The organism is Paenibacillus sp. MER 180, assembly GCF_023713665.1.
GTDB classification, from domain to species: domain Bacteria; phylum Bacillota; class Bacilli; order Paenibacillales; family Paenibacillaceae; genus Paenibacillus_B; species Paenibacillus_B suaedae.
The window spans coordinates 154,414-180,942 of sequence record NZ_JAMAVT010000008.1; the positions used below are offsets into that span (position 1 = coordinate 154,414).

At 48.0% G+C, this 26,529-nt stretch carries 21 protein-coding genes; 7 read left to right on the top strand and 14 right to left on the bottom strand.

The annotated features are described in order from the left end of the window. Positions 1 to 19 precede the first annotated feature (19 nt). From M3661_RS15010 to M3661_RS15020, 3 genes are read right to left on the bottom strand one after another with little or no spacing between them, the layout of a single operon-like run. A complete protein-coding gene (locus tag M3661_RS15010; RefSeq protein ID WP_251486398.1) occupies positions 20 to 3,397 on the bottom strand; it encodes an AAA family ATPase in 3,378 nt (1,125 codons plus the stop codon). Continuing rightward, a complete protein-coding gene (locus M3661_RS15015; protein ID WP_065293561.1) occupies positions 3,334 to 4,734 on the bottom strand; it encodes a metallophosphoesterase family protein in 1,401 nt (466 codons plus the stop codon). The genes M3661_RS15010 and M3661_RS15015 overlap by 64 nt, the downstream gene beginning before the upstream one ends. Positions 4,735 to 4,738: 4 nt before the next feature. Continuing rightward, entirely contained in the window at positions 4,739 to 5,872 is a 1,134-nt protein-coding gene (locus tag M3661_RS15020; RefSeq protein WP_065293562.1) for a glycosyltransferase family 4 protein, read from the bottom strand. Positions 5,873 to 5,972: 100 nt separating this feature from the next. Here M3661_RS15020 and M3661_RS15025 point away from each other — a divergent pair, with 100 nt between their 5' ends. Next, positions 5,973 to 7,139 (top strand): GGDEF domain-containing protein, encoded by a 1,167-nt coding sequence (locus M3661_RS15025; protein ID WP_065293563.1) that lies wholly within the window; start codon positions 5,973 to 5,975, stop codon positions 7,137 to 7,139. A gap of 73 nt (positions 7,140 to 7,212) precedes the next feature. Here the strand turns inward: M3661_RS15025 and M3661_RS15030 are convergent, their stop codons facing one another. Together M3661_RS15030 and M3661_RS15035 are read right to left on the bottom strand one after the other, a co-directional pair. Continuing rightward, positions 7,213 to 7,974 carry an ABC transporter permease gene (locus tag M3661_RS15030; RefSeq protein WP_021253199.1) on the bottom strand — a complete coding sequence of 254 codons (762 nt, stop codon included), beginning with the start codon at positions 7,972 to 7,974 and terminating at the stop codon, positions 7,213 to 7,215. Beyond that, positions 7,971 to 8,900, bottom strand: coding sequence for an ABC transporter ATP-binding protein (locus M3661_RS15035; protein ID WP_036590707.1), 930 nt, complete (start codon positions 8,898 to 8,900; stop codon positions 7,971 to 7,973). Before M3661_RS15035 ends, M3661_RS15030 begins: the two co-directional genes overlap by 4 nt. 327 nt (positions 8,901 to 9,227) lie before the next feature. On the opposite strand from M3661_RS15035, the gene M3661_RS15040 reads away from it, so the two are divergent. Beyond that, the gene (locus M3661_RS15040; protein WP_251486400.1) at positions 9,228 to 10,643 is read left to right on the top strand and encodes an RsmB/NOP family class I SAM-dependent RNA methyltransferase; all 1,416 of its coding nucleotides are present in this window, start codon (positions 9,228 to 9,230) and stop codon (positions 10,641 to 10,643) included. 188 nt (positions 10,644 to 10,831) lie between these two features. Here the strand turns inward: M3661_RS15040 and M3661_RS15045 are convergent, their stop codons facing one another. Together M3661_RS15045 and M3661_RS15050 are read right to left on the bottom strand one after the other, a co-directional pair. Continuing rightward, positions 10,832 to 11,629 (bottom strand): Cof-type HAD-IIB family hydrolase, encoded by a 798-nt coding sequence (locus M3661_RS15045; RefSeq protein WP_065293565.1) that lies wholly within the window; start codon positions 11,627 to 11,629, stop codon positions 10,832 to 10,834. A 117-nt stretch (positions 11,630 to 11,746) separates the two neighbouring features. Next, positions 11,747 to 12,490, bottom strand: coding sequence for a pseudouridine synthase (locus M3661_RS15050; RefSeq protein ID WP_251486403.1), 744 nt, complete (start codon positions 12,488 to 12,490; stop codon positions 11,747 to 11,749). A 301-nt stretch (positions 12,491 to 12,791) separates the two neighbouring features. Here M3661_RS15050 and M3661_RS15055 point away from each other — a divergent pair, with 301 nt between their 5' ends. From M3661_RS15055 to M3661_RS15065, 3 genes are all read left to right on the top strand, one after another. Next, positions 12,792 to 13,547, top strand: a complete 756-nt coding sequence (locus M3661_RS15055) for an ABC transporter ATP-binding protein (protein ID WP_051614223.1) — start codon at positions 12,792 to 12,794, stop codon at positions 13,545 to 13,547. After that, the gene (locus M3661_RS15060; RefSeq protein WP_065293566.1) at positions 13,544 to 14,932 is read left to right on the top strand and encodes an ABC transporter permease; all 1,389 of its coding nucleotides are present in this window, start codon (positions 13,544 to 13,546) and stop codon (positions 14,930 to 14,932) included. Before M3661_RS15055 ends, M3661_RS15060 begins: the two co-directional genes overlap by 4 nt. Before the next feature lie 71 nt (positions 14,933 to 15,003). After that, positions 15,004 to 16,089 (top strand): efflux RND transporter periplasmic adaptor subunit, encoded by a 1,086-nt coding sequence (locus tag M3661_RS15065; RefSeq protein ID WP_397376526.1) that lies wholly within the window; start codon positions 15,004 to 15,006, stop codon positions 16,087 to 16,089. A 122-nt stretch (positions 16,090 to 16,211) separates the two neighbouring features. Here M3661_RS15065 and M3661_RS15070 read toward each other — a convergent pair whose 3' ends face one another. Next, a complete protein-coding gene (locus M3661_RS15070) occupies positions 16,212 to 17,558 on the bottom strand; it encodes a hemolysin family protein (RefSeq protein ID WP_021253207.1) in 1,347 nt (448 codons plus the stop codon). A gap of 290 nt (positions 17,559 to 17,848) precedes the next feature. On the opposite strand from M3661_RS15070, the gene M3661_RS15075 reads away from it, so the two are divergent. Further along, positions 17,849 to 18,238, top strand: coding sequence for a hypothetical protein (locus M3661_RS15075; RefSeq protein ID WP_065293568.1), 390 nt, complete (start codon positions 17,849 to 17,851; stop codon positions 18,236 to 18,238). A 101-nt stretch (positions 18,239 to 18,339) separates the two neighbouring features. Here M3661_RS15075 and M3661_RS15080 read toward each other — a convergent pair whose 3' ends face one another. From M3661_RS15080 to M3661_RS15090, 3 genes are all read right to left on the bottom strand, one after another. Then, positions 18,340 to 18,762: a DUF309 domain-containing protein gene (locus M3661_RS15080; protein ID WP_065293569.1), complete on the bottom strand. Its 423-nt coding sequence runs from the start codon at positions 18,760 to 18,762 to the stop codon at positions 18,340 to 18,342. Continuing rightward, positions 18,759 to 19,568 carry a GTP diphosphokinase gene (yjbM, locus tag M3661_RS15085; protein WP_021253210.1) on the bottom strand — a complete coding sequence of 270 codons (810 nt, stop codon included), beginning with the start codon at positions 19,566 to 19,568 and terminating at the stop codon, positions 18,759 to 18,761. Before yjbM ends, M3661_RS15080 begins: the two co-directional genes overlap by 4 nt. A gap of 68 nt (positions 19,569 to 19,636) precedes the next feature. After that, positions 19,637 to 20,731, bottom strand: coding sequence for a quinone-dependent dihydroorotate dehydrogenase (locus M3661_RS15090; protein ID WP_175400615.1), 1,095 nt, complete (start codon positions 20,729 to 20,731; stop codon positions 19,637 to 19,639). A gap of 269 nt (positions 20,732 to 21,000) precedes the next feature. Here M3661_RS15090 and M3661_RS15095 point away from each other — a divergent pair, with 269 nt between their 5' ends. Beyond that, a complete protein-coding gene (locus M3661_RS15095; protein ID WP_172619537.1) occupies positions 21,001 to 21,138 on the top strand; it encodes a hypothetical protein in 138 nt (45 codons plus the stop codon). A 99-nt stretch (positions 21,139 to 21,237) separates the two neighbouring features. Here M3661_RS15095 and M3661_RS15100 read toward each other — a convergent pair whose 3' ends face one another. Genes M3661_RS15100 through M3661_RS15110 form a run of 3 tightly spaced genes read right to left on the bottom strand, consistent with a single transcriptional unit; the run spans position 21,238 to position 26,479 of the window. Beyond that, positions 21,238 to 22,689: a L,D-transpeptidase gene (locus M3661_RS15100; protein ID WP_251486407.1), complete on the bottom strand. Its 1,452-nt coding sequence runs from the start codon at positions 22,687 to 22,689 to the stop codon at positions 21,238 to 21,240. A 22-nt stretch (positions 22,690 to 22,711) separates the two neighbouring features. After that, a complete protein-coding gene (locus M3661_RS15105) occupies positions 22,712 to 24,424 on the bottom strand; it encodes a stalk domain-containing protein (RefSeq protein ID WP_251486409.1) in 1,713 nt (570 codons plus the stop codon). Positions 24,425 to 24,445: 21 nt separating this feature from the next. Continuing rightward, positions 24,446 to 26,479 carry a FecR family protein gene (locus tag M3661_RS15110; protein ID WP_251486412.1) on the bottom strand — a complete coding sequence of 678 codons (2,034 nt, stop codon included), beginning with the start codon at positions 26,477 to 26,479 and terminating at the stop codon, positions 24,446 to 24,448. Positions 26,480 to 26,529: the final 50 nt, after the last annotated feature.

Genomic DNA, 26,529 nt, shown 5'->3' on the forward strand with positions numbered 1-26,529 from the left:
AAGGGAACCGCGCCTATGCTTAAGAGCTATATGCCAATCGTTGCATTTCTATCAACCGCACTTCCGGCAATTCACGCTTTATCAAATCCACGACATGAGGATGGCAAGTCGTCATCATGACATGATGCGAATCGGAGAGCGCAATAAGCGCCTTCGCTGCCAATCCTAGCCGTTCCTGGTCGAAGTTGACTAGAATATCATCCAGCACGAATGGCACGGATGCCCGGTTCGTTAGCGCTTCTGCAAGCGCAAATCGAATAGCCAGATATACCTGCTCTGCAGTTCCTCTACTGAAATGGTGACTCCATACTATCTGACCATCCTGCCTTGCCAGCGCGATCGTCTTCTCGCCAAAGGGAATCAGCACGCGAGTATAGCGCCCAGCACTCATCTGCTCCATATAATGGGCAGCACGTTTCAGTACAGCAGGCTGCTTCTCCTCCTCATACAATCTGCGAGTACGCTGCATGAGTGTCTTGGCAAGCGCCAGAACTGCATAACGAGACGCTTGCTCGTCCAGCTTCGATTCCTGCAGCGCAATTTCCTGGTGATGGGAAGCCCCCTCCACCTCTTGCTTCAACCTCTCCCGCTCCTGCTCCAATCTTCCCTTGCGTCCTTCCAGCTCTCGAATCCGTGTATCCAGCTGTTCCATTTGATGTGCTATGGAAATGCATCGCTGCTCGAGCTCACGTCCATCATACCGAATCAACAGTTCCTCCATTGGTCGAAATGCCGTGCGTTCTCCTCCGCGATACAGCACTGCTTCCAGCTCCCGAACCTGCCGCTCCAGCTCAAGCTTATAGTTGTACGCATCAGCACGATGCAGCAATTCAAAACCGGTGTTCACGCCGGCTTCCAGAAGAAGCTTATTCATCGTCTCCTGCATCTGACTGGCATGAATATGCTTCTCCTTCCACTCATCATCTAAGGAACTGCTGTGAAGCAACAATTGCTGATATTCCTGCTCGGTAGCCTGTTCACGCTCGATTCGCTCCAGCAGCCGGAATAATCCACCTATCATTGATCCTGACAGAAGCTCCACGCCCTCATCATGAGCAGCGACTCCGTAATGGAATACAGCTTCAGTCCCTTCTTCCTTCGAACCAGTGTCATTCGCCTTCATCGCTTGTTGAGCTCGAGTTGTGATCAGATGCTGTGCGGTATGCAGCAAGCTGTTGCAATCCTGCTCGAACAATTCCAGCTGGCCAAGAAGGCGCGCATGCTTCACAGCCGCGCGATGACGCTGCTGCTCCACTTCTTCGGCTTGTTCCCACCTTCTGCAATGTTCCTTTACCCCCTCAGGGGTGAGCCGTTCCGGAAGAGACTCTTGATCGAGCCATGCATGCCAATCGCGTAAGCGCCCTTCTTCTTTCTTATGCGCAGCATCCAGTTCCGCTGTAAGCAGTCGACAGCGTCGTTCAGTCACAATCACCGTCTCATACAGAGAACGACAGCGTTCTTGTACATGTAATCGTTCACGATGCCAGGCTCCAACCTCTTGCGCAGTCCTTCTTAGTTCATCGATGCCAGCATCGGGTATACTGCGTGCTGTGCTAGAGAGATAGGGCTGCAATAATTGACGGAGCGCCTCAGCATGCACACGGATTGCATGTTCCAATCCATCTTGCGCACTCTCGCTACGCGCCATCACATCCGCTTTGTCTGAAGAATGCGGTGGAGATTGTGAAGATACATATGCCATTACAGCGGTAGCTGCTAGGCCTACCAAGGCAATGACGAGAGCCATTAGCCATTGCTGTGCCATCCACCCGAGCCCGGCAGCCAGCAGGACTACACCTAATCCAAATCCATAGATAATGCGGGAGTGCGCAAACTTCTGCGGACGCGGTGCTTTGCGGTTCCTTCGAGAATAGGATTCGTTATGTACTCGTTCCGCTGTAGGAACACGCTCCTTGCCGTCACTTGAAGCATTCCACACACGCACCGCATCTGCTAATGATTGCTCTGCGCGTGCGATATCTGCTGCGCTTCCCTCGTTTGGGGCAAAGCCACTGCCATTCACTCCAGCCGTCTCACAGCGTTCGAGCTGCCTCTTGGCATCATCGTACTCTTTGGCCGCAATCTCTGCCTCACGGACTGCATGCTCCATCCCGGCTTCTGATTGCGCGATTGCGAGACGACACGCATCCGCACGTCTCTCTGCCAACTGCGCCTGCTCCAAGTAGGAGGAAGTCTTGCTCGCCAGCAGCATCTCCGGTGTCCATGATGAATCCGTCTGACGAGAGAGCCGCCATAATTCAGCTTCGGCAGCATTGCATTCCACTTCAGCCTCTCCCGCTGCTTCTCGCCAATGTTGGACAGTATCCGTCAACTGTGCCAGCCGTCTTGTCTCCGACTCCAGATCTAGCAGCTGTTTGAACGGCTCCTTCCCTTTCTTACGGTCAGCTGCTGCTTGCCGCTTCTCTTCCATTTCTCTGCAAGCAGCTTCCGTATCAGCAAGCTTCCGGTCAAGCTCCCGCCACTGGGCAGCAAGCTCAGGCAGCCTTATTGACAGATCTGTCGGCTGTTCATCCAGCTCTTGCTTGGCGGCTATATAGCGAATCCACGTATCGGCCACACCGCTTGCGCGTTCAGCCTTAGCCAGTTCCTCCCGTTGTACAATCCGCTGCTCTACACACTGATTCAGTTCTAGCTCTATTCGAGTCAACTGCTCTTCTAACTCACTTAGCTTTCCCGCATGACGATGCGCTTCTCGCTGCACTCGTTCTAGCTTGTCCATCGTATGAAGGGTCTGGTTGATCAACTGATTGCGGCCCCTCGGCCGAAACAGTCCATCCATCGATTGCTGCAGCCAACGCTCCGCCTCAGTTATCCCTCTGCCGCCATACAGCCCTGTATCATATAAATAGGCCCCAACCTCGTCATCCTGGAGCGTTTGCAGCTCCTGCAGCTCATCGAGTGTTATGCCAAATAAGCGGCAGAAGAGTCCCGCATTCAATCCCCCTAACAGTTCATCCTCCAATTGAGATTGGCTGACATCTGTCAGAACTCCTGTTGCAGACACCTTACGGATACTCGTATGGAGCGAGCCATCCCGCTCCCACCGCTCAATCGTCCATTCGGCACCGCTTCGATCGAGCACGCTCATCCGTCCCCCATATACAGCCCCTTCGCTCGGCACATATCGGGAATGGCTGCTTCTCCGTTTCGACAATCCATACAGCATGTCCCGAATAAAATAGGTAATCGTACTCTTCCCTGCCTCATTAGGTCCATAGAGCAGCGTAATCCCCATATTCGAACCGCGTTCCGCAAGCGGGATTACCGCATCACGAAATCCTCCATACCCCATAAGGTGAATCTGTAATATTTTCATGAACGCTTCACCCCGCTCTGGAGCCACTCCACGGCTAACAGCATCGCTTCCCGCACCCATTCCTCCTGTGTCTCGCTGGATTGGGAGGCAAGCCAATTCCGCAAGCGTGGCTGCTGCAGAAGTGTCTCCAATGCTTCCTGAATCAGCGCTTCTCTAGCCGTATCATGCTGTTGTGCCTGACTCGCTATTCGGATCAAGTCTCCTGGGAAGCTATCAGTCGCCTCCCACTGCTCAACATCAATATCAGGTGTACAGCTGATGCGAAGTGCGATTGGCCACAGAATCCCTGACACCTCTTTATAAGAAGCATGGTCAAGCTCTTGTGCTTGCCATGCTTCCCTCCATTGTTCGGGGAAGGATTCCTGCTGCAGCGAGGCATACAAGGGCGTTCGTCCAGTCAGTTCCACACGAATCAGCGTTAATCGTTCCCCTTCTTCACCTTTCCAAGCTGCCATCTTCTCATCAAGCAGCTGCATGATAGATTGAAGTGAACTTATCCCACTAACATCGATCTGCTCCTGACGCCACCGAACCGTATCCAATGTTTCGAATTGCAGGCTGACATCACCAAGCTCATTCACATTAACCAGGTAGCAGCCTTTCGCACCTGTTTCTTTTACATGCCTGCCTTGTGTATTGCCGGGATATACAATATAAGGGGACTCATGCAGCACTTCTCTCTTATGAATATGGCCTAGCGCCCAATAATCATATCCCTTTTCCACAAGCTCTCTCTTGGAGCATGGTGCGTAGGGATCGTGTTCCGCACTTCCATCAACCGTTCCATGAAGCAGACCAATGCGGAACAGTTGATTAGCTGCAACTGTCTGCTGACTCCTATGTGTGGTCTCCTCTACGCTATCTGCATGCAACGTACATTCCTCATCAGGGAAAAGGACATTCCTCGCTTGCACAGCATTCCTTTCTGGACAATTGGGATACATCGCTGCCAAATTCTCGTATACCGCCATGTCTCCATAAGACATCCCGCATACAACTGCTACCGGCGAGGCATTCTTATTCGGAACAATAACGGCTTGTGGTTTATCCGTAGGGAAAACGGTCACATTGCTTGGCCACTCCCACTTCACCTCACGATGAAGTGGATCGTGATTCCCATGAATGATATACACGGGAATCCGATGATCCTGAAGCTGCTCCATCCCCCGCTGAAGCCTCCACTGCGCCTTAAGCGAGCGATCTCTGCCATCGTATAAATCACCGCTAATGACAACAAAGTCTACCTTCGCACGAATTGCTAACCGTACGAGATTGTCCCAGGCAGCGAACGTTGATTCGTGAACTTCTTCCTTCAGCTTATCCGGCAGAGCTTGTAGACCGCGGAAGGGGCTATCAACATGCAAATCCGCCGCATGTAGAAAACGAAACGGAATCAATGCCTCACCCCCGCTTCAATTGATAATGTAAATATTTGCGCTTCAATTCATTCACGATACGTGTTAGCGAATAGGTTTGCTTCGCCTTTGCCCATGCTGCCCGCGCAAGTTCATAGCGGAATGAGCCATCCATCATTGCTCTCTCCAGCGCATTACAGAGCGCAATCGGATCATCAGGCGGTACAAGCAGTCCATTCACCCCGTCTTCAATCTGCTCTGCTATCCCGCCAACATTCGTTCCGATGAGCGATAACCAGCAGAGCGCCGCCTCCGCAAATACAGAACCGAACGCTTCCGCCCGTGAAGGCAGCACAAAAATATCGAAGAACGGCATAAACTCCTCGGGATGAAGCATATAGCCGTAAAATATCGTCTCATCATATATAGACAGCTCCTGTGCGAGATGCTCAAGATCCTCCCGAATCGGCCCATCGCCGATAATATGAAGTACATAAGCATGACCCCGCCGCTTTAGCTCTGCACATGCCTGCAGCAGTACATCGAGCCCTTTGGCAGGGACTAAGCGGCACATCGTGATGAGTTGAGGCACTGCATTATCATGGGCGATCGGCTTGAATCGCTTCTCATCAAATCCATTCGGCAGAACCTCTATTCGATCCGCATCATGAACATAAGCCTTCAGATACGTCCGGAAAGAATCGGACACCGTCATCATCTCATCCACTTGAGACTCCAGCTCACGGTATAAGGATGTTAGAAATTGATGCTCCGGTCCATTGGGTTCAATCTTTCCATTTAAGATAAGCTCTTGTTCAAAGCTAGAGTGAACGGTCATAATTACAGGTGTATCCGGGTACAACTGCTTCATTACAAGTCCTACAATGGGATGATGTGCATGTATCAGATCATAGCGATTCGTAAGTCGCAGCTTCGACCACCAGACATAGTCGCGATACGTTTGAACATATTTCTGCACAATCGAACTATCCCCGTACTGCTTCCAATCGAAAGTATGAAAATGGACTTCTTCCTGCCCTTTGCCCCGTATTCGCTTCGGCAGCGAAAAGATCTCCATCTCCCAGTGGGGCGATTGAAATCGATCAAGTATATATGGAATCATAGAGGATACCCCTCCAGGCTGTTCAGGCGGAAAAAACAATGCTTGCAAAATATTCATGCGAGCGCCTCCTTCTTGTTCGCGCTTTTCGCCATTCAACCTTTATGATATATTAGAACATATGTTTCAGTAAAGAACCTTCCCAATGGAGCTGTCATTCATGACTCATTTGGCTAATTCCCTTTCTGAAGTGAACAATGTGATGGGATCAGTGTCTTCCTGTATCCTTTACATTACATTTATTATGATTCTGATGGCGATTCGTCTTTATATCCGTCAGCGATCACCAGCATATATTTTGCTCGTTATCTCCTTATTCCTTATGGCGGTGGAACGTCTGACTGATGTGGTTCGTCTGCCATTGCTGGAGTGGAACCCTCATATTTATAACTGGTTTGTCGGTGGCGCGACCTTGCAAGCGTTTTCCTTTGTTCTCATGAACATGGCGATATACCGGCTCTACAAGAGGCCTACTCGCGGATATCGGGTTCGCTTCTCAGCAATGCTGCTGGTCATCCCAATTGCGACGATGCTGTCTATTCCTTTTGACACGAATATCACACCTACCATCGCTAACGCATGGCCGCTGCTTCTATATCTTATGTTCGCAACGCTGTTTTGTTATGTGTGGGTAGCACCCAGAATTGGACAGCGTATCACTTATATATGCAGCTTAGCAGCTTACTTTGCCACGATTTTGCTTACATCTATGAATGCCTTGCTGTTTACATACAACAACAATCAGCTGTTCCTGTTGGAACGGCTACTCCCACTCGCCTATTACTCCCTATTGTTCTTCATCTTGTTCGAGCGCGTGGTCGAACTGCTTCATATGACTTATCGCACTTCCATTACGGATGGGTTGACAGGTCTATTCAATCGAAGACATATTATGAAAGTGATGCAGCAATATATCCACAACGAGTACAAAATTTCATTTATTTTTTGCGATATCGACAATTTCAAAAAAGTCAACGATACATATGGTCATGATCAAGCAGACGAAATCTTGAAGCAAGTGTCTCTGATTATTCGGGAAGAGGTGGAGGACTATGGCGTACCTGGCCGATTCGGAGGCGAGGAACTAGTGGCGTTGATTACGCATCGCAATGCCCGTACCGAGCAAATCGCTGAGTCAATCCGGCATCGCGTAGAACAGGAGACAACGGTAACCCTTAGCATCGGTCATAGTACGCTGCGCAAATATATGACTTCAGATGATATTGTACGAGAAGCGGATCAGGCGATGTACTATTCCAAAACTCATGGCAAAAATCTAGTCACAAATTATCTCCATATCCAGAAAGCCTCGGGCAATATGTCCTAACAATAAACAACGCCTTCTCCTGCATCTCCATGCAAGGGAAGGCGTTGTCCGTTGTTCCAGATTGAGCGCTATTCTATTGTACGTCCCTTTTGTTGAAAATGATGAGGGACAAGCCAAGAAGCACGATCATATACACGGCAAAAATCGTAACACTGAAACCGAAGCTCGCTTCTTTAAATGGAAGATTGTCTCCACCGTTGAAATACGGCTGCCAGTTCAAATTCGGGAAAATTAAATACTTGTACCACGGCTTGCCAGAGAAGAAGTATATCCCCGCTCCAACGACAGACTTCATCACAATCGGCACGGTAATTGCCAGACCCAAGCTGCGTGTCAGCACAGCTGCTGTCATCGCAAGCAGTGCATAGAACAGTACATCTGGAATTCGGAAGACGATATCTTTCAATATGGACGCCAGTGTAACATCTGCTGACATGAAGCTGAAGAAGATCATTCCGATCACAACACTGCAAATGACCGTGAATACATACACCGACAACAAGATGAGTACTACAGTAACCATCTTAGAGGTAAGTACCGTTGTGCGGCTTGCCGGTCTTATCAACAACTGCTTAATCGTTCCATCTCGATACTCGTCGGTAACGATTTGTGCAGCGACGACCATGATAAAGATGCCAATGAGGGAGCTGAACAAGAAGTTGACGTCGCTCACAAAAGCCATATATGGATATGGATCACTTTTGAAAATAAAGAACCGCATTGCAGCAGCTACAATTAACGTAATAACCGCGATAAACGCGTAAAAATAAGGCACTTGGCGCTTGCTGTTCGCCTTCATCCATTCATTTTGCACAAGGGATACGAAGTATCTCATTCAATACGTCCCCCTTTCGTCATGGACAAGAACGTCTCCTCTAATGTAGGCGCCACTGTGCGCACCTCATAAATGAGAACACCCGCTTGAACGAACTTCTGTACGGCTGTAGGAACCTCGTCATGCATCAGTTCAACTTTAACTGCACTGTCTTCCTCTACACTTGCCTTCCAAGCTGTAGATGCCAGCACTTCCATCGCTTTCGCGGCATCGTCGACCACGAAGCGAATTGCCATTGCTTGAGATTGTTCGCCCTCTTCATTCGGATCAAGCGATCGTTCCCCGACAAACTTACCGTTCTGAATGATGAGCACTCGATCACACATGAGTTCAATCTCAGACAATAAGTGACTGGATACGAGAATCGAGATATTTTCCTTCTTCGCGAGATGGCGCAAATAATCACGCAGTTCACGTATACCGGCTGGATCTAGACCATTCGTAGGTTCATCCAATATCAAAATGGATGGGTTATGAAGCAGAGCCTGCGCAACACCCAGCCTTTGGCGCATCCCTAGGGAGTACGTCTTAACTTTCTTGTCCAGCGCATTTTCCAAATCTACCAACTTCACAATTTCCTTAATGCGCTCCTCCGTAATCGGCTTCCCGCTCATACGTACGAAGTGCTGCAAATTTTTGCGTCCGGTCATAAATTTGTAAAGCTCTGGGTTTTCGACAATCGCGCCAACATGAGCCATCGCCTTCGCGCGGTCGGTTCGAATATTATGCCCCTCTATTACAATATTTCCAGAAGTCATCGACATCAGGCCGACCATCATCCGGATCGTCGTCGTCTTCCCTGCTCCGTTCGGGCCAAGGAATCCATATACTTCACCGCGACGCACACTGAATGACAAATCATCGATAATCGTTTTTCCTTTTATCTTTTTCGTGACGTTTTGTAGTTCAACAACGACATCATTCACCATTCATCCGCTCCTTTCTCCTGTCTTACCTGGTTGTTCTCGTAGATGCGTATCTCTAGCTTCCCCTAGTCAAATTGTATCCATGAGTTGATCTTTCCAACCCCGAATCCTACCACATACTCCATACGTACAAGCTTACTATGACGTTTCGCAAAAGTGTCTTACATTATTGTAACCTGTACCTCCAATCACTACTAGAAAATCACAATGATGAATAAGAGATTTCATGCGGTTATTCCCTAAAGATTCAACGTTGCATCGAAGGCCAGCAGTCCGGTAAACTATACAATGCTGATTACTTATACCCATTCGGAAAGGAGCTGTAACATGTCCCTAGAAAAAACAAACTACTCATTGCCTCAAGCTTATATTGAGCAAATGAAGCAGATGCTCCCTAAGGATGGGGATGCATTTTTGCAAAGCTATACAGAGCCGCGCACCTTCGGACTGCGTGCCAATCCCGTGAAGTGGCTGACACATCCTGACGCTCGATCGCGCTCAGAGAAGCTATTCCAGCTGCGCCCCGTGCCTTGGTGCGAGGAAGGATACTATTACGAAGAGAGCTCGCGTCCTGGCAAGCACCCGTATCATGCAGCAGGCTTCTATTATATTCAAGAGCCCTCTGCAATGTCTGCAGTAAGCCTGCTTGATCCACAGCCAGGCGAATTCATCTTGGATTTGGCCGCTGCGCCTGGAGGGAAATCTACCCACATTGCAGGACGGATGCGAGGTGAAGGTGTCCTCATCTCCAATGAGATTCATCCACAGCGCGCCAAAATATTAGCCGAAAATATCGAGCGAATGGGGATCCCCAACACGATCGTCACCCAATCCGATCCACATGCGTTAGCCGCTAAGTTCCCGCAAGCCTTCGATCGGATTATGCTCGATGCCCCATGCTCGGGTGAAGGCATGTTTCGTAAAGATAACGATGCCATCAAGGAGTGGTCTCCTGAGCATGTTGCCATGTGCGCAGCACGGCAATGGGATATTATTCAGGCAGCAGTAACGATGTTGAAGCCCGGCGGGACGATTGCCTATTCCACCTGCACTTTCAACCATCAGGAAAATGAAGGAATCATTGAAAAATGGCTTCAGCATTACGACCAGTTCAAGTTGATTCGCATGGAGCGAATTTGGCCTCATCACTCTGAAGGAGAAGGACATTTTGTAGCCGTGTTGCAGCTACAGGAGGGCGACTCGGAATCAATTGCTTCCACTAGCTCTACTAGCCGTCGCGGCAAGACTGCCCGCAAGGGACGTGGAACCCGCTCCAACGAAGCGCAGACGGCATTTACACAGTTTGAGGCTTGGATGAAAGAGTTCCTACCTGGGATTCACTTGCCGCAAGGAATGCCCTTGCTGTTCGGGGAAGAACTCTATTGGCTGCCGCAGGGCAATGAATCAGCTGTTCAAGCACTACGAAGTGGAGAGACACTCCAAGGGCTCCGCATCCCTCGTGCCGGTCTGCATCTCGCTCATATACGCAAGAATCGTATTGAGCCCGCCCATGCACTCGCGATGTTCTGCAGTTCTTCAAAGGTAGCTGCTCAATCCATCTCATATGATGTGGAAGATCCGGCCGCGGAAGCCTATTTGCGAGGTGAAGCTCTGCTTCTTGAAGGAGAAAATGCGAATCTGAAGGGATGGACACTTGTCGCAATAGACGGATTGCCAATTGGCTTCGGCAAAGCATCAGGCGGCCAGTTAAAGAACCATTATCCAAAAGGATTACGCAAATAAAGTAGACTACCTTACAAGAACAGCATCATGCAAATTAAAGACCACTGATCTTGCACAATAGAATGCTCCTGAGAGAAGCTTCGATTGTGCAAGGACAGTGGTTCACATGAGTGAATCATTGCATGGGTACTTGCATGGAACCAATTCCAGCATAGCTCCAGTACAATTTCCTCTAGGGCTGGGTGCAGCTATTTACAATACTTAAGCAAAGTTGCCGCCACTCCATCCTCGTTGTTCGACAGTGTAACTTCCTGTGCAGCTGCCTTCACTTCAAGCGGAGAATTGTCCATAGCCACGCCCAAGCCAGCGAATTGAATCATCGTCATATCATTATAATAGTTGCCGATGGCCAATACCTGCTCACGAGGTACGCCGCGCATAGCAGCAAGCTGCTTGAGTGCATTTCCCTTCGTTGCATCCTTGTGCATAATATCGATAAAGTAGTCTCCTGAGCGAATAAAGTTGTGCTCATGTGTCCATTGATTCAATTCATGTTCTACTCGATCTATCTCTTCCTTATGCCCGCTCATCGTCAGCTTCACAGGAGCATCAGTCAAGCCCGTCCAACCTGGGAACTGCTTCGGCTCAATCAGGAATTGACGGTATAGATCCAGCATCTCCGGGGTCAACTCGTTCAGCTTGTCCACATAGAGATCAAAAGCTGTATTGATATCGAAGTGAACTCCGTTCTCACGGCAATATTGAATATAAGGCTCCAAGCCAGCGCTCGGGATATCGAAGCGGTGGAGCACTCTGCGCCCTTCTGAAGCAATGGTAGCTGCACCATTATGGGTAATGACAACACCCTCTAGTCCGATTTGCTCTAAATAAGGAAGCGTACTGATCGGACTTCTTCCCGTACACAGCACAATCTCCATACCTTGTGCCGCAGCCTTGCGAATCGCCTCCGCATTCGCGCTGGACAGCGTATGATCGTCATGAAGCAGAGTTCCATCCATATCTAAAGCCACGATGCGATAATTCATCACTGTTTTCTCCCTCTCATCTCTATCTTCTGTATCGTATGAACAGTATGATATTCGTAAGTGTAAAGCAGTCCTATCCAGTTGTTGCTATGGTTAGTATTGCTGATATTGTTGCTATTACTGCTGTCGTTGGAGCAAGGTAAGCTCTTCTTCCGTACACTCTCTCCACTGACCGAGCTTAAGAGCCGAATCCAATTCCAGTTCGCCCATTCGAATTCGCTTCAAATAAATGACTTGCTTGCCGACCGACTCGAACATTCGTTTCACCTGATGAAACTTCCCTTCCGTAATCGTCAGTTCGATGAAGGAGTGCACGGTTCCATCGGATTGCTCCTCATGGCCACGTATGACAAGATGAGCTGGCTTCGTCACATATCCATCATCCAGCTCTACTCCTTGTTGAAATGCTTCTCCATCCTTGTTGTCAACCCGTCCTCTAACGGTAGCCACATAGGTCTTCGGGACGTGCTTCTTCGGAGACAGCAGCTCATGCGCCAGCTTGCCGTCATTTGTAAGCAGCAGCAAGCCCTCTGTATCTTTGTCCAGCCGACCTACTGGGAAAGGCTCGAAGTGCCGCAGCTCTTCAGGGAGCAGATCAACCACCGTCCGTTCCCGTATATCTTCCGTAGCAGATATTACGCCTTGCGGCTTATTCAACATAATATATACAAATTCACGATAGCGAATCTGTTCGCCATCCAGCAGCACTTCATCTGCATCGGGATCCACCTGCAAGCCGCTGTCCTTAATTACCCGTCCATTGACTTGAATTAGGCCAATCTTCGCCCATTTTTTAATCTCTGAGCGACTGCCGCAGCCCATATGCCCTAATAGTTTGTCCAGCCTTATCTTTTTTGCCACCGCATGCTCACCTCCATGCTGCACGGTGTGCTCGTGTTCATTCTTCGTTCCTATTCCTCTCGTATTGCAATGTGCACAAGCCTGTTCTGAGCCGTGCTCTTACAGCATACCATGCCAGCTGCGCTTATCACAACGAATCGACATGTCATCGATTTAGGTGACAGCATTCTCCCTCCCCCTTACATTATTGTCACAATGCAGTCAAGAGAGAAACTTTCCCTTATAATCATCGTATGGAACACTGTTATGCGCTGGCTCGATACATATTTAATCGAAGAAGTAGATAGAAAGGAGGAGCCGAATGTTACGTGTCGAAGGCCTATCACACTCATTTAAGAACGGCCCCGAAACCACCCAAGTACTGCATTCCATCAATTTCGAAGTGAAGCGCGGCGAGATGGTTGCACTGCTCGGCAGCTCAGGTTCTGGTAAGTCAACATTGCTTAACTTAATGGCAGGCTTAATGAAGCCAACTGAAGGAAGCATCTATATTGCAGATCAGGACATTGTGAAACTAAACGAGAACTCACTCGCTGAATTTCGACGCAAGCACATCGGATTCATATTTCAAGCGTATGAGCTAATAGCCAATTTAACCGTTCGTGAAAATGTAGAGCTCCCGCTTATTTTTCAAGGAATTCGTCCATCGGAGCGGAAACAAAAATCGCTGCGCCTGCTTGAACAAGTCGGTATTCCTGACAAGGCTGAGCTGTTCCCTTCCCAATTATCTGGTGGACAGCAGCAGCGTGTCAGTATTGCACGCTCTCTTATTACCGAGCCATCGGTTATTTTTGCAGACGAGCCTACCGGTAATTTGGATACACGTACAGAAGAAGAAATCATTGCAATCCTGAAAAACTTGAACGAAACCGTTGACACCACCTTCATCATCGTTACCCACGAAATGGAAGTGGCTGAACAAACGAAGCGGATTATTACGTTGAAGGACGGCGTACTGATCGAAGATGGATCGCGCACACGCGTGAGTTCGATAACAGCAGAAGAAGCTGTTCCGGAGGAAAAAATCCTTCAGCCCGTTGGAGGTGAGCAGTCGTGAGAGTACGAGACTACCTCCATCTTTCATGGGATCAGTTGAAGAGACGGAAGGTCGTAACCGGATTATGTGCAGCGGGAATATCAATTGGCTGTGCCGCTATTATTATTGCGATGAGTGTCGGAGAATCTGCACAGACGTTTGCAGAGAAACAGTTAAACACGTACTTGAAAATGGACGAGATTACGGTAACACCAAATACCGGGGTCAGCCAAGGTGGAAATCAAGGAAAAAACAGCGGACAGCAGGCAAAAGGTGCGGATGACGAGAGTATTGAGCGCGGAAAGATTACAGCCCAGAAAATTGAGGTCATTCGCAACATCCCTCATGTCAAGGCAGTTGCGCCATTCCAGCAATTCGGATATTTGGAAATGTATACGATGGATGATCGTCGGACTGGAATTGAGGTATTTGCGACAGAGCTCAATTCGTTAACTGAATTTGACAATAAATTTATGCAGGGATCCCCTTCAGACCTTGATGGTACCGTCGTATTGAGCTATGGAGCCACTCTCGGACTTATTGACCAAGAGACGATGGATAACCTGATGGAGCAACTGTCGAACAATCCGTACGACGACTCCTTGATGGAGCAGTATAATAACCTAAACCGTATTCCTACAGCGATGTATCAACGTCAACTTCGTCTCAAGACGATGCTGATGAACGGGGATAGCAAGACCTATATGAGCTCCCCGCTTCGCGTGTCTGCTGTATTGAAGAAGCCAAACGGTGTAAGTGAGAATCAGGTAGCTTACGATAAGAAGCTGTACGTATCTCTTGAAACCGGCAAAATGCTGATGCAGGAGCTGCACATGAATGACGGCAGTGCAGAACAAGGTACATACAACAATGTCATCGTAAAAGTAGACGACCAAGCGAATGTAGAACAAGTTGAGAAGCAAATTAAAAAGTTAACGTTAAACACGCAGACAAACCTCCATCAAAAGGATCGACTGCAGGAGAACTTTGCAATCGTCAAGACGATTGCACTTGGAATCGGCATTTTCGTTCTGTTCATCGCCTCCATCTCAATTGTGGTGGCAATGACAATGTCCACGTATCAACGCCGCCGCCAAATCGGCATTATGAAGGTGCTCGGTGCGAATCTAAGACAGATTCGCAACATGTTCATCATTGAGGCGGCACTGCTCGGATTGGTTGGTGGATTGATTGGCGTTATGCTGTCCTACTGGATCGTATGGGGCATTAACGGGGTTACCGCAAGTACAATGTCCGAAAGTACGGGGGATGCGATTATCTTCATCTCCTACTCTAATATTCCGATCGGAATTACATTTGCAATCGTAACAGGCATTCTGTCGGGCATTTATCCAGCCGTCAGCGCCTCTCGTACCGATGCTCTTACCGCCATTAAGCGCGACTAACAGCCATCATTTTTGCGTTGTCTGTAGAGCAGTTCCACATAGAGGAGGACATTTACCAAATGAAATCGAAAATAAAACCGATATTGAAATGGTCAATTATCATACTTATTTTAGGCGGCATCAGCTTTGGATTGTATCGTTTCGCTAACCCGCCACAGCCAGAGCTTCCGATGGACAATGCGGGTGCGATCACCTTCCCGGTTACGAAGGAAACACTTGTGAATCATATTGAAGTAAAGGGTAAATCCACATATGAAAAGGAAACGATCGTGTATGCGCCATTCGGTGCAGAAGTGAAGCAATGGGCTGTAAAGGATGGGCAGCAGGTGAAGAAGGGCGAAACTATCTTCCGTCTCGATCCAAGTGCACTGTTGAATGAAATTGCACAAGCTGAAGCTGTAATTCAAAAGCAGAAGCTTGAAACGCAGCTCGCACAATATCAATCCGTGCTAAGCGAAGAAGATCAAGCGCTCCCTTCCACGGAAGCCGAAGTGAAGAAGAAATTCGTCGAGAAAGAAACGGCGAAGCTTCAGCAAGAGCTGAACAATGTAACCATTGATATTCAACGAAAGGAAATCGCTCAGAAGCAGAAGAAGGTAGATGTAGCCAATTATATCGCCCCTTCGCCAGGGATATTCCTGTACGATGATCCGAACAAAATTCCACAAGCACTGAAAGAGAATGAACGTGTCGGCAAAATCGTAGAACTGAAGAAATTGCAGCTCGTTACGCTAGTTGGCGAACAGGATGTATTCCGCATTAAGCCTGACATGGCCGTTGAAGTAAAAATGAACGCCATGAAGAACGTCAAGCTCAAAGGGAAAGTGCTGAAAGTGTCCAAATTCGCAAAGGCGGTATCCGAGGAACAACGCAATAACAATCAGCCCGCTCAATTTGAAGTCATCATCGGACTCGATGCCAATGAGAACCTGATCGCCGGTCTCAGCCTTACTGGACAAATTGAGACACAACGGAAAGAAAATGCGATCGTCGTGCCAACTGTTGCCGTTATGCGGGAAAAAGAGAGCGTCTTTGTTAATATCGATAAAGGCAATGGCCAAATCGAACGAAAAGAGATAAAAGTTGGTCTCGAAACAAGTGAGAAAACAGAGGTGTTGGAAGGATTGAAGGAAGGCGATACGGTCGTGCTGCAATAATCGATGCCACTAAACCTACAAGTTTGTAATTCACAATGAGATCATTCAATATGAGTTCGATAAAATAAAGGAAGCACCCTGCAGAACCGCAAAGAAAGGTTCCGAAGGGTGCTTCTTCTCTATTACAGTGAAGATTGCTCCGCTTGCACATCTTCTTGTTCAAATAACTGATTCCATTGTCCTGATGCGATCTGGACTTTGCGGATTCGATGCTTCTCTCTCTCCAGCACAGTGAATTGAATACCGTTCCATTCGAGCTTAGAGCCCTTCTTGCAATCCGGCATCCGATCGTACAGCCATCCTCCGATAGTATCGATATCCTCGTGCTCAAGCTCAGTGGAGAGCAAGCTATTTACATCCGTAAGCAGCACTTTCCCATCAAATATATAGGTATGCTCATCCAATTGTTCAATTTCAGGGCGTTCTTCCTTGTCAAATTCATCACGGATATCGCCAACGATTTCTTCCAATATATCTTCAATCGTGATCATACCGGATGTTCCACCATATTCATCAATTAGGATCGCCATATGCGTGCTTTCTTTCTGCATTCGCTTAAGGAGCTGATTGATCGGAGTAGACTCCGAAACGGTGAGAACGGGCAGCATGATGTCAGATAGCTTCTTATTAGCCGCTTCATCATATTGCAGGAACAACTGCTTCGTGTTGATCATGCCCACAATGAAATCCTTGCTTCCACGAATAATCGGGTATCGGGTATACTGTTCCCGCTTCATGACTGGAATGCTCTCCTCTACAGGCAGTTCCTCCTGCAAGCAAATCATGTCCGTTCGCGGAACCATAATTTCCTTGGCCAGCAATTCGTCAAATGCAAATATGCGGCTCACATAACCGAATTCCGTTTTATTGATTTTACCGCTTTCATAGCTTTCATTCAGAATAATCTGCAGTTCTTCTTCAGAGTGAGCCTCTTCTTGCTCCTTCGCAGGCTTCAGACCGAACATGCGGATAAATCCATTCGCAGAACTGTTCAACAACCAAATGAACGGGTACATCACCTTGTGGAACCAAATGATCGGTCTAGCGAACAACAAGCTGATCTTCTCCGACTTCTGGATCGCAAGCGTCTTCGGCGCAAGCTCACCAACCACAACATGTAGAAATGTAATGACGATGAATGCAATCAAAAAGGAAAGGATCGAAGCAGCTTGCTGTGGAACAGACAACCACTCAAATACCGGATGAAGCACCTTCTCAATCGAAGGTTCACCGAGCCAACCAAGTCCAAGCGCCGTAATCGTAATTCCCAGCTGACAGGCGGACAGATATCCATCCAGATTGCTCGTCACTTGCTTGACCGCAAGTGCATTCTTGCGCCCTTCCAGAACCAGTTGATCTACACGGCTGGATCGGATTTTAATAATTGCAAACTCTGTGGCTACAAAAAAGCCGGTAAGGATAATCAGTATTGCTACTAGAATAAAGCTGATACTCGGGGGCAAATCCATTATTTGTCTCCTTTATGAACCAAAATATAAAGCTTATTTCCACATATTATACAGGTTAGCAGAACGGAAAACAAAAGTCTCTACAGTCGGAAATCGACTTCTATCGTTATTGTTATTCCAGTCCTCCAGTAAAATAACATCGGCACGCGTCATTACACGAGCGCATGCTCTCCTGTAAGCTGTAGAACCAATTTTACATGAAACTCTCGCATACGGTGTATCCATACAAGCCAGCACATGCAGTTCCTCATATATTAATTTTGCAGACCGGCAAGATTGGGGGTGAAGAGATGGCTATTTTGTTTAATAGAACACTGGTATTCGATAATCTGGATGAATTGCTCATAGGTAGAAATACGTTTGAGCTTGTGCTTCAAAATGGTATAAACCAAAGTCTATGCGACCTTCACATTGCTACTAAGAATAACCTTGGCATCCCTCCACAGCTCGCTTCATTGAAAGTGCAGACAACATTCGAAGCACAAACATTGGTATTGAGCCCGCCTGTAATATCACTTGATGTAAACTTTCTGACTCTCTTTAATAGCAAACAATGCGTTCCTTTTGGAACACTAAACAGTATCTTCTTACTGACATTGACATTTACGAGAACGTTTTTGCCAGGTGACACTCTGCTGATCGCTCCAACTAACAGTCTTGGAACCCTTGTCATTGCCTAATTCGTAAAATTTGTGGATATTACAGCAGAACACCATTTCTGACTTCGTCATGAAATGGTGTTCTCCTCTTCTTCTAAATATGTCTCGATATTCAACTTGTCTTATTCATGTAAGGAAGGCAGCTCGCAGCACTCAATGAGCGCATCGAGCTCCTTATCCACGATTCGAATTGTAAGATCTTGAAATGGAGGCAAACTCCCATCGCAATTGCATAATTTGTCCAAGGTCTCTTCAGAATCGTTACGAAGCTGCTGCAAATCGATCCCCATTATGATATCTGGATAGGCATCCAGCTTCTGAAGTGCTGCGGTCAGCAGCTTAATCGCTCCAGGACGATTGCCATTCTGGAAATGATGCAGCCCCACTGCTACCTGAAGCAGCCCTTGAAGAAGCGGCTTGCGCCCCTCTTCAAGCCATAACTCTTCCATGACATCATGGCATTGATAATAATCCCGTTCTTCATTGAACAGCTTGATGAACTGAATATACAGCCTGTCATAAGGGAGAGCCGACTCGATATTCATAGCTGAATATTTCCGTTCTTCTTCGCTCTCTCCAGTGCATTCGTGATCTCTTCCTCTAATTGCTTCAACTCTGTAATATCATCCTTCTCCCATACTTCATTGAAGCGGTTCTGGAATTGAATCGCCTCAGAAATACGGTGGGAATAATACAACTCTTGGATAAAGGACAAGCATTTCTGTACAATCTTCGACTTGTCCTCGAAGCTCTGCTGCGCTACGAGAATTTCCTGACGGATGCTGGACATTTCGTTGTCTAATACGAACGCCGCCTCAGCCGCTGTCTTCAGACGCAGACGGACCTCCTCAGGCAAGCTGTCCTTATATTTATAATTCAATGAATGTTCAATCGTTGCCCAGAAATTCATGGCCAATGTACGGATTTGAATCTCACCCAAAATCATTTTCTGGCCGAGCGCCGTTTGAACCGGATATTCGATAATCATATGGAAGCTGCGATAGCCGCTTTCCTTATAATTGGTAATGTAGTCCTTTTCATATACGACCTTCATGTCTTGTCGATTCCGAATCAATTGAGCCACGCGATGAATATCATCAACGAACTGGCACATAATTCGAATCCCAGCGATATCTTCAATTCCCTGCTCCAATTGATTAAGAGGCACCTCGAGGCGCTTCGCTTTCTCAAGGATGCTAGAAATTCTCTTCACCCGACCCGTTACGAACTCGATAGGTGAATATTCTTCTCGCTTCTTCAATTCAGTTCGCAACGTTTTGAACTTGACCTTCAGCTCTTCGACGGCCTGTGCATAAGGCAGCAAAAAATTTCCCCAATCTCTTCCGTCCATTTGTACGCCTCCTGTCCATTCCAACCATTCGTTCAGTGAACCTATGCCGCTTCACTATACGACCATTCTTATCGATGATCAGCCCCGATAGCTTCTGAGATATGCTTGAATCCGTCCTGCTTCATCAGTCGCTTCAAGCCCGAAGCTAGCTCACGGTTAATTCCTGGCCCCTTGTAAATGAGACCCGTATATATTTCCACCAGACTGGCTCCGGCACGTATTTTCCGGTACGCATCTTCGGCAGTGAATACGCCACCCGACCCTACGATTGGGATGGCTCCCTTGGTCATTCGATAGATTTGCGATACGACCTCTGTCGAGCGTTCCGTCAACGGCTTACCGCTCAATCCCCCGTTCTCCAATCGATGGACATGGGTTGCCCCCATCCGTGACAAGGTAGTATTGGTGGCAATTATTCCTGACACTCCACTCTGCACAATCGTCTCGGTCATGCTCTCCAATTCACTATCAGATACGTCCGGTGCAATTTTGACGAGAATGGATTTGTTCTGACCATGTGCAGCATTCTGACGATTCATCTCATCAACGACCAGACTGAGCAGTGCCTTCAGCTCATCGCCATGCTGCAGATTCCGCAAGTCAGGCGTGTTCGGCGAGCTGATATTGACGACGAACAAATCTGCAACATTATACATCGTTTGTATGCACTTCAAGTAGTCTTCATGCGCCTTATCATTTGGTGTTGCTTTATTTTTACCGATATTGACCCATACCGGAATTGGTCGATCCTTAATCGCAGCCAATCGCTCGCGCATTGCTTCTGTTCCTTCATTATTGAAGCCCATTCGATTGATTAACGCTTCATCGGGAGGAAGCCGGAACATACGTGGTTTCTCATTGCCAGGCTGTCCCTTCGGCGTGACAGTGCCCACTTCCATAAATCCGAAGCCAATGGATGAGAATCCGCGGACGGCCTCCGCATTTTTATCAAGTCCTGCTGCTAGTCCAATTGGACTGTGGAATGTGAGACCGAACAAAGAGGTCGTCAGGGCTGGATCTGCCTTCACACCATACATCCCACGCATCATGGCAAGTGCACCTGGCACCTTCGTCGCTTTCGCCATGCCACCTATAACCAGGTGATGAGCTTTTTCAGGATCTAATTTGAAAAATACCGGTTTAGCTATGTTGCGATATAACAAAGGTTCCACTCCGTTCATTGTGCCATACATGTAAGCCATGGTTACTGACAACATCGTATAGTTACCGTACCACGCAAGTCTTATTCTCTCAATCACAAGACAATGCGTTGGAGAATTCTTGGCGGGCATAAAAAGGCTCCATGTCCTAGTTTAAAGGTTTCTCGTGCAAAAGAAAAGTACATATGTCATCCAATCTTGACTGGTCAAACCTTACGAAAACGATTACAATAGGCATATAGAAGCTAGAATCGTAAGAAAGGTGATGACCTATGGCAGTGAAACGCAAATCCCCATCTATGCCAGCCAAACATACTGAAGAAGTAAACAAGAAGGCGATCTATTGGATCGGCGGGGTTATCTTGCTATTTGTCATAATTGTCTCAACGCTGCTTATCGCGAATGGATGAGCATGTAATCATAGTAATTTATGGGAAAGAGCCGGATTCCAAGCTATGCTTGTGAATTCCGGCTCTTCTTTTTCTTCACAGGTGCGCAAGGATGTTCGATTACAGCCAGCGATATTTCTTGTTCGGATTGTCCTGATTTGGGCTCAATTTGAGCCGGTAGCGGCCCTCCTTGTCCGGTACAAGCAGTTCATCGGGCAATATATCAGAGCCGATTACGACCTCTGTCCCCATCGGCACCATATCGAATAATTCTTCAACATCTTCCTTCCCCATCCGTACACAGCCAAGCGACTTATCTCTCCCAATGCTCTCCGGCTCGTTCGTGCCATGGATCGCATATAAGGTATCCGATAAGGTCATTCCCCTGCTGCCAAAATCTCCAGTAGATGACCCGTTTGGATCGACTACCTTTTCAGAAATCCGGAAGGTCCCTAACGGGGTTCGTTTGCCGCCGAGGCCAACTTTATAGTTTCTAACCATTATATTCCCGCTTACAACCGCAAGCCGATGTCGCTTCTTATCTACCAGAATACGCAGGGGCTCTCTGAACGGATCTAACTCATCGCTCCATATCTGATTCAGCGCCTGCTGCTTAGCATTTTTCGGGGCTGCCTGCTTGGCGTTCTTCATCCGAGCTATAAATGAAGCAGATACTTCTTCATATGCACTTGCAATCTGCGGCGTAATACCGGACACGATATTGTTCGGGTATTTGCCTGCTAGAGCAGCCAATTGCTTCGGCGGTTGATCCTTCGTATGCAAGGCCGCCGTCAGTGCTGACTTCGCCACTAGCCGTTCTACACTCCTAGGCATCCATTGCTGAACAAAGGATTGTGCCTGGGAGCGCTCTGCCTCACATTTGCACTGCTTGCCCTGCAGCGGAGTAATCACGATCCGTCTGCCATCCGAATCGGATGTCAACCGATTGTCGGCACGCAAGGGCGGCTCCCACATCCACCAATTCTGCTGAACACGAATATTCAGCAAATAGTGAACATGACCAGTCGCAGAGGCGAAATGCTCTGTATGCCTCAGGGCTTGACCGAAGGCTGCATTGTCATGTTCAGGAACAAGAATGCCTATCTGAGTAGAGAGAGCAGGGGTACCAACTAGGTGATGATTCCCGGCTCTCGAAGAAGACGTATCATCACCCGCTGCTTCTATTCCCTCATCAGTAATGGCTGGGTGCAATCGGGAAGGCGCATTCACCTCTCCCGCTATCGAGCCGAGTAGAAGGAATACCAAAATTGCTGCCCCCACCTGGTTTCTCACCTTCCGCGGCGAGGACGACACGGTCTGCTGCATTTGCGTTTGCGCCAGCAGTTCCTCTATTTGTTCAGAAGGACGTGGTACATTCTCGAATGCATGATAAATATCCCCTGCTTGCTTAAAGCAGTATTTCGCCTTGCCTTGTTCGCCATTTCGCTCATACTGTTTCCCGAGCAAGTACCAGGCCATCCGATTATCTGGATGCGCCTCAATATATTCTTTCATGTAAGCTTGGTCTTTCTTCGATCCGAGTGGATGATTTCCATCTGATGAAGACGTCAATCACATTCCTCCCTTCAGCAACTTACTTAGCTGTAATTCGCTGTGGCGGCAAATACGAGCCTGTTGCCGCATAGCGCAGGAAGATTCGGTCTCTTACTACAACTGCTCGAGCTTGTGCAACCCACTGTACATCGAAGCCGAATTGTTCAGCTACGAATCGGACAGGTACTAGAATCCTGCCATTTTGGATAAATGGAGCTGCTGGCAGCTTCGAGACGGATGATGTGCCATTGTCTGTAACATTGACTTGACTGCTCCCCGGACGCAGATCGAAACTGCTATCTCCAAGCTGAAGAATCACACGCTTGTCTGCACGCCATACCGTCTTATACCCCAAGGTTTCAGATAGAACCCTCAGAGGCAAGTAGGTTCTATCATCTTTAATCATCGGCGCTGTATCCGAGTCCAGACGCAAGCGATTATAGACAAGCTGTACCTGGGATGCCCGCGACTGCCCCGAAGATCCCATAATTCCCTCTGGGAGTTCATAACGGCGAATGAGACGAATTGCATTGTTAAACGCATCCGTCACAGCGATTGACCCGTTCGCAAGTACAGCAACTGCTGTAGGCTCGTGTAGCTTGGCGTACGAGGTAATCCCGTCTACGTCGCCGCTCTTGCCAGCTTGTCCGCTTAGTGTAACGACCTCTCCCTTATATATATATCGGACAACATGGTTCCATCTATCAGCGACTACAATCCCATTTTCCTCCGTAATTGCAATTCCTGAAGGATTGTTGAACAACGATCCTGTAGCAGCGCCGTCGCGATATCCACCAGATGCATACAACACTTGCTGGACGTTCGGTGCTGTATAAGCTGCAGTTGAGCTGCTCCCAGCAATGGTGGATACATTCCCCTGCTTCAAATCAATCACACGAATACGCTGATTTCCAGTATCCGCAACGGCTAACTTGCCATCACGCATCATTGCAATCCCACTTGGTTCATTGAACTTTGCCTCAGCGAGCTTACCATCCTTATAATCTCCAGCTCCAGTTACAGCTCCGGGGGAATATTCGACGATTCGAGAAGAACGGGCCGTCAATGTCGTGACCGTACCATTGGCATCAATCCGTCGAATGACATGATTTAATGCATCAGCCACATAGATAGACCCGTCATCCGCTACTGCAATTGCACGCGGCGAATAGAAGCGCGACTGCCCCGCTTCGCCATCCCTCCATCCAGGAATGCCATCGCCGGCTACAGTTGTTACATTCCCATTCCGATCAATTTTACGAATAATATGATTGCCTGCATCAGCTACGTACAGATTCCCCTTCTTATCCGCTGCCATTCCAATCGGCTGATCGAATTGAGCTTGAATATCGTTCCCGTCTTTCCATCCCTTCGTATTCCTCATGCCTATTGTCGCCAATATCCGCCCATTCACGTCCAGTCGTCGGATGACCTGATTACGTGTGTCTGCAACAAAAACCGATTTCCCTTCGGATACAATTCCAGAAGGGAATTGCAGGCTCTCTTCTTGTTTTTTGGCCAGCGCGCTGCCTGATAAGTAAACCGTTTCGTACCAATGTGATGCAGTCTTCCATGCGCCCATCTCGATTGCTGGGGAAGTAAAGCGTTCAAATGCTTGCGTCTTATCAGAATTCTTGTTCAACGATGAGGCTGCTGCATAAACCTCGGCAGATGATGCCACTGATGCAGTGCTCGCTATCAGCATAAAGGTGACGGCAAGGCGGAATTTCCCTGTTACTAGTCCTACTTTCATCTCCACTATCTCCTTCAATCTTTACGGAGTAACCTTAATCTCAAGTGGTTTCTCCATTTTATTGACTTGCAGCAGCGCACCTTTCTCATCATAGAAACGAACATTGGATAGTTCCAATGTAACTGGGTCTTTGCTGCCATCCTTTTTATAAGGCAGCTTAATGAGCGTGTCGTCACTGCTTAGCGTCACATGTCCAGTTTTAGTCATCATAATACGGTACGTAATCAGGTTGCCTGCCGTCACTACCGAATCCACACTATTGCTCGACTGATAATCACCAGGGAGGTGTGCAATTCGAAATTTGCCCCCGCCATCACGATATGTATCTGGTTGACTCAGCAATTGAGCTTTGTCTATCTCAGCTCCAGCTACCTTGATTGTAAATTGCAGTGTTGCCGCAGGAATCGGTGATGTAAGTCGCTTCAGTACTGCCGACACAACGAAATCCTCATTTGGCTTGACTTGATCTATATTGGCAGCCAGTTCGAGAACATGCTCCTGTGGTTTTGGATCTGGTTTTGGATCTGGGCCTGGGTCTGGCTTCGGATCCGGTTTTGGATCTGGCTTCGGATCTGGTTTGGTTGGATCCGGCTTACTTGGATCTGGCGTATTCGGATCAGGATTCATTTTTCCACCCTGGGTATCGCCTTTATTTTTGTCCGCTTCCTGGCAAACTCGATTTTCGTACGCATTCTGGCATACTTCCAAGCGGGCATTTTGCAGATTTTCTTTAAATTGCTGTTTTGCATGCTCCGTACCAAGAGAGTCCTCGTAGTTCTTTTCTATTTTGGCCAGCTCTTCAAACTCCGCAGCCATCCGCTGCTCTTCTAGCGAGTGATTGCTTCCTTCCTTAGGAAGAGACACATTGTCTTGGAGCACTCCCAGCTTAACCTGTTCTTCAACATGCTTACGTATAAGAGACTGCTGCTGACCTTCCTCCTTTGTCAACATGAGCTTGGCTGTTTTCCATGGCAGCCCAGTCCGATTTGCCTCCTGTTCGGTCAGCTTGCCATGTTCAACCGCAGTACGGACCACATATGCAATAAAATCACTCACATTATGGGCTGCTCGAGTCTCAAACAGAATCGATTCACTCTTGCCGCTGTTCAAAATATCACCGATCATCTGAATGGATCCAATCGGCAGAATCCCACCGTATATGCCCTGCAGCAAGCCATACGATCGAAGTGCATCACAAGAGCGCAACTGCTTTTGTTCCGCTTCACACTTTTCCGCTAACCAATGAGTCCTCATCGCTTTATTCTCATCTTCTGCATCTGACGCACCCGCAATCATCGCCTGAACAATGGCCATGTCCCATTGATCCAGCAATGTTATCGCATCCGCGTATCCATATTTCATTCCAATGCCCTGCTCAGATTCCGAGAACGCCGCAGTCTGTGCCGGAAATACATCATGATGGCCTATCGTTACGACCTTGCTTCTGCCGAATGTTGAATCCAGCTTCGTCCCTTGCCGATTGTCAAGAGAACCAGCATCGCTGCTTATCTTGATTGGGTACTCGGTACGTACCGTACCGGCTGTAACATACAACTGGGTCAGTCCATTGAACGGATGCACTTTAACCCCAAATTGTGTTCCGCGCACCGCCATAACAGTCGTCGGCGTCTCAAGGACGAACCGATCATCGGTTCCCGCAATCGACTTCACCTTGGCAAATACAGAGCCAGCCCATACACCGATGCGTGTTTTTACACCGCCGTCCTTTTTTAGTTCTGTAAAACTAACATCTGCACTCGCCCCGATGGTCAGCTCATCATCTTTATCCCCACCGGCCAATTGAATAACAATCCGTGATTTATCTCCCGTGAGAAGACGATCACCTTGATTTATGCTCATCTTCTTGAACACTTGGATCGCCTTGTCCCCTCCTGCCTTCGTTACGTATACACTGCCCTTCCATTCCTTCACAACACCTACTCGTACAGCTTTGGCAGGAGCCTCTGCACCGTACACGGTTCCCCATGATCCAGTTCCAAATAGAGTGAAAAATACAACCATACAGGCGAGGCTGCTTTGCAACAAGCGTTTCATTTGCATTCCTCCATGCTCTCCTTACATCACATATAATTCAGGTGTCAGAC

What these genes read in the sequence shown, in the direction of transcription:
- M3661_RS15030 (WP_021253199.1), bottom strand. Translation starts at nt 7,974, where the DNA reads ATGAGATACTTCGTATCCCTTGTGCAAAATGAATGGATGAAGGCGAAC.
- M3661_RS15105 (WP_251486409.1), bottom strand. Translation starts at nt 24,424, where the DNA reads ATGAAAGTAGGACTAGTAACAGGGAAATTCCGCCTTGCCGTCACCTTT.
- yjbM (WP_021253210.1), bottom strand. Translation starts at nt 19,568, where the DNA reads ATGGACGGAAGAGATTGGGGAAATTTTTTGCTGCCTTATGCACAGGCC.
- M3661_RS15110 (WP_251486412.1), bottom strand. Translation starts at nt 26,479, where the DNA reads ATGAAACGCTTGTTGCAAAGCAGCCTCGCCTGTATGGTTGTATTTTTC.
- M3661_RS15080 (WP_065293569.1), bottom strand. Translation starts at nt 18,762, where the DNA reads ATGAATATCGAGTCGGCTCTCCCTTATGACAGGCTGTATATTCAGTTC.
- M3661_RS15075 (WP_065293568.1), top strand. Translation starts at nt 17,849, where the DNA reads ATGGCTATTTTGTTTAATAGAACACTGGTATTCGATAATCTGGATGAA.
- M3661_RS15045 (WP_065293565.1), bottom strand. Translation starts at nt 11,629, where the DNA reads ATGAATTATCGCATCGTGGCTTTAGATATGGATGGAACTCTGCTTCAT.
- M3661_RS15070 (WP_021253207.1), bottom strand. Translation starts at nt 17,558, where the DNA reads ATGGATTTGCCCCCGAGTATCAGCTTTATTCTAGTAGCAATACTGATT.
- M3661_RS15020 (WP_065293562.1), bottom strand. Translation starts at nt 5,872, where the DNA reads ATGAATATTTTGCAAGCATTGTTTTTTCCGCCTGAACAGCCTGGAGGG.
- M3661_RS15095 (WP_172619537.1), top strand. Translation starts at nt 21,001, where the DNA reads ATGGCAGTGAAACGCAAATCCCCATCTATGCCAGCCAAACATACTGAA.
- M3661_RS15055 (WP_051614223.1), top strand. Translation starts at nt 12,792, where the DNA reads ATGTTACGTGTCGAAGGCCTATCACACTCATTTAAGAACGGCCCCGAA.
- M3661_RS15040 (WP_251486400.1), top strand. Translation starts at nt 9,228, where the DNA reads ATGTCCCTAGAAAAAACAAACTACTCATTGCCTCAAGCTTATATTGAG.
- M3661_RS15025 (WP_065293563.1), top strand. Translation starts at nt 5,973, where the DNA reads ATGACTCATTTGGCTAATTCCCTTTCTGAAGTGAACAATGTGATGGGA.
- M3661_RS15010 (WP_251486398.1), bottom strand. Translation starts at nt 3,397, where the DNA reads ATGGGTGCGGGAAGCGATGCTGTTAGCCGTGGAGTGGCTCCAGAGCGG.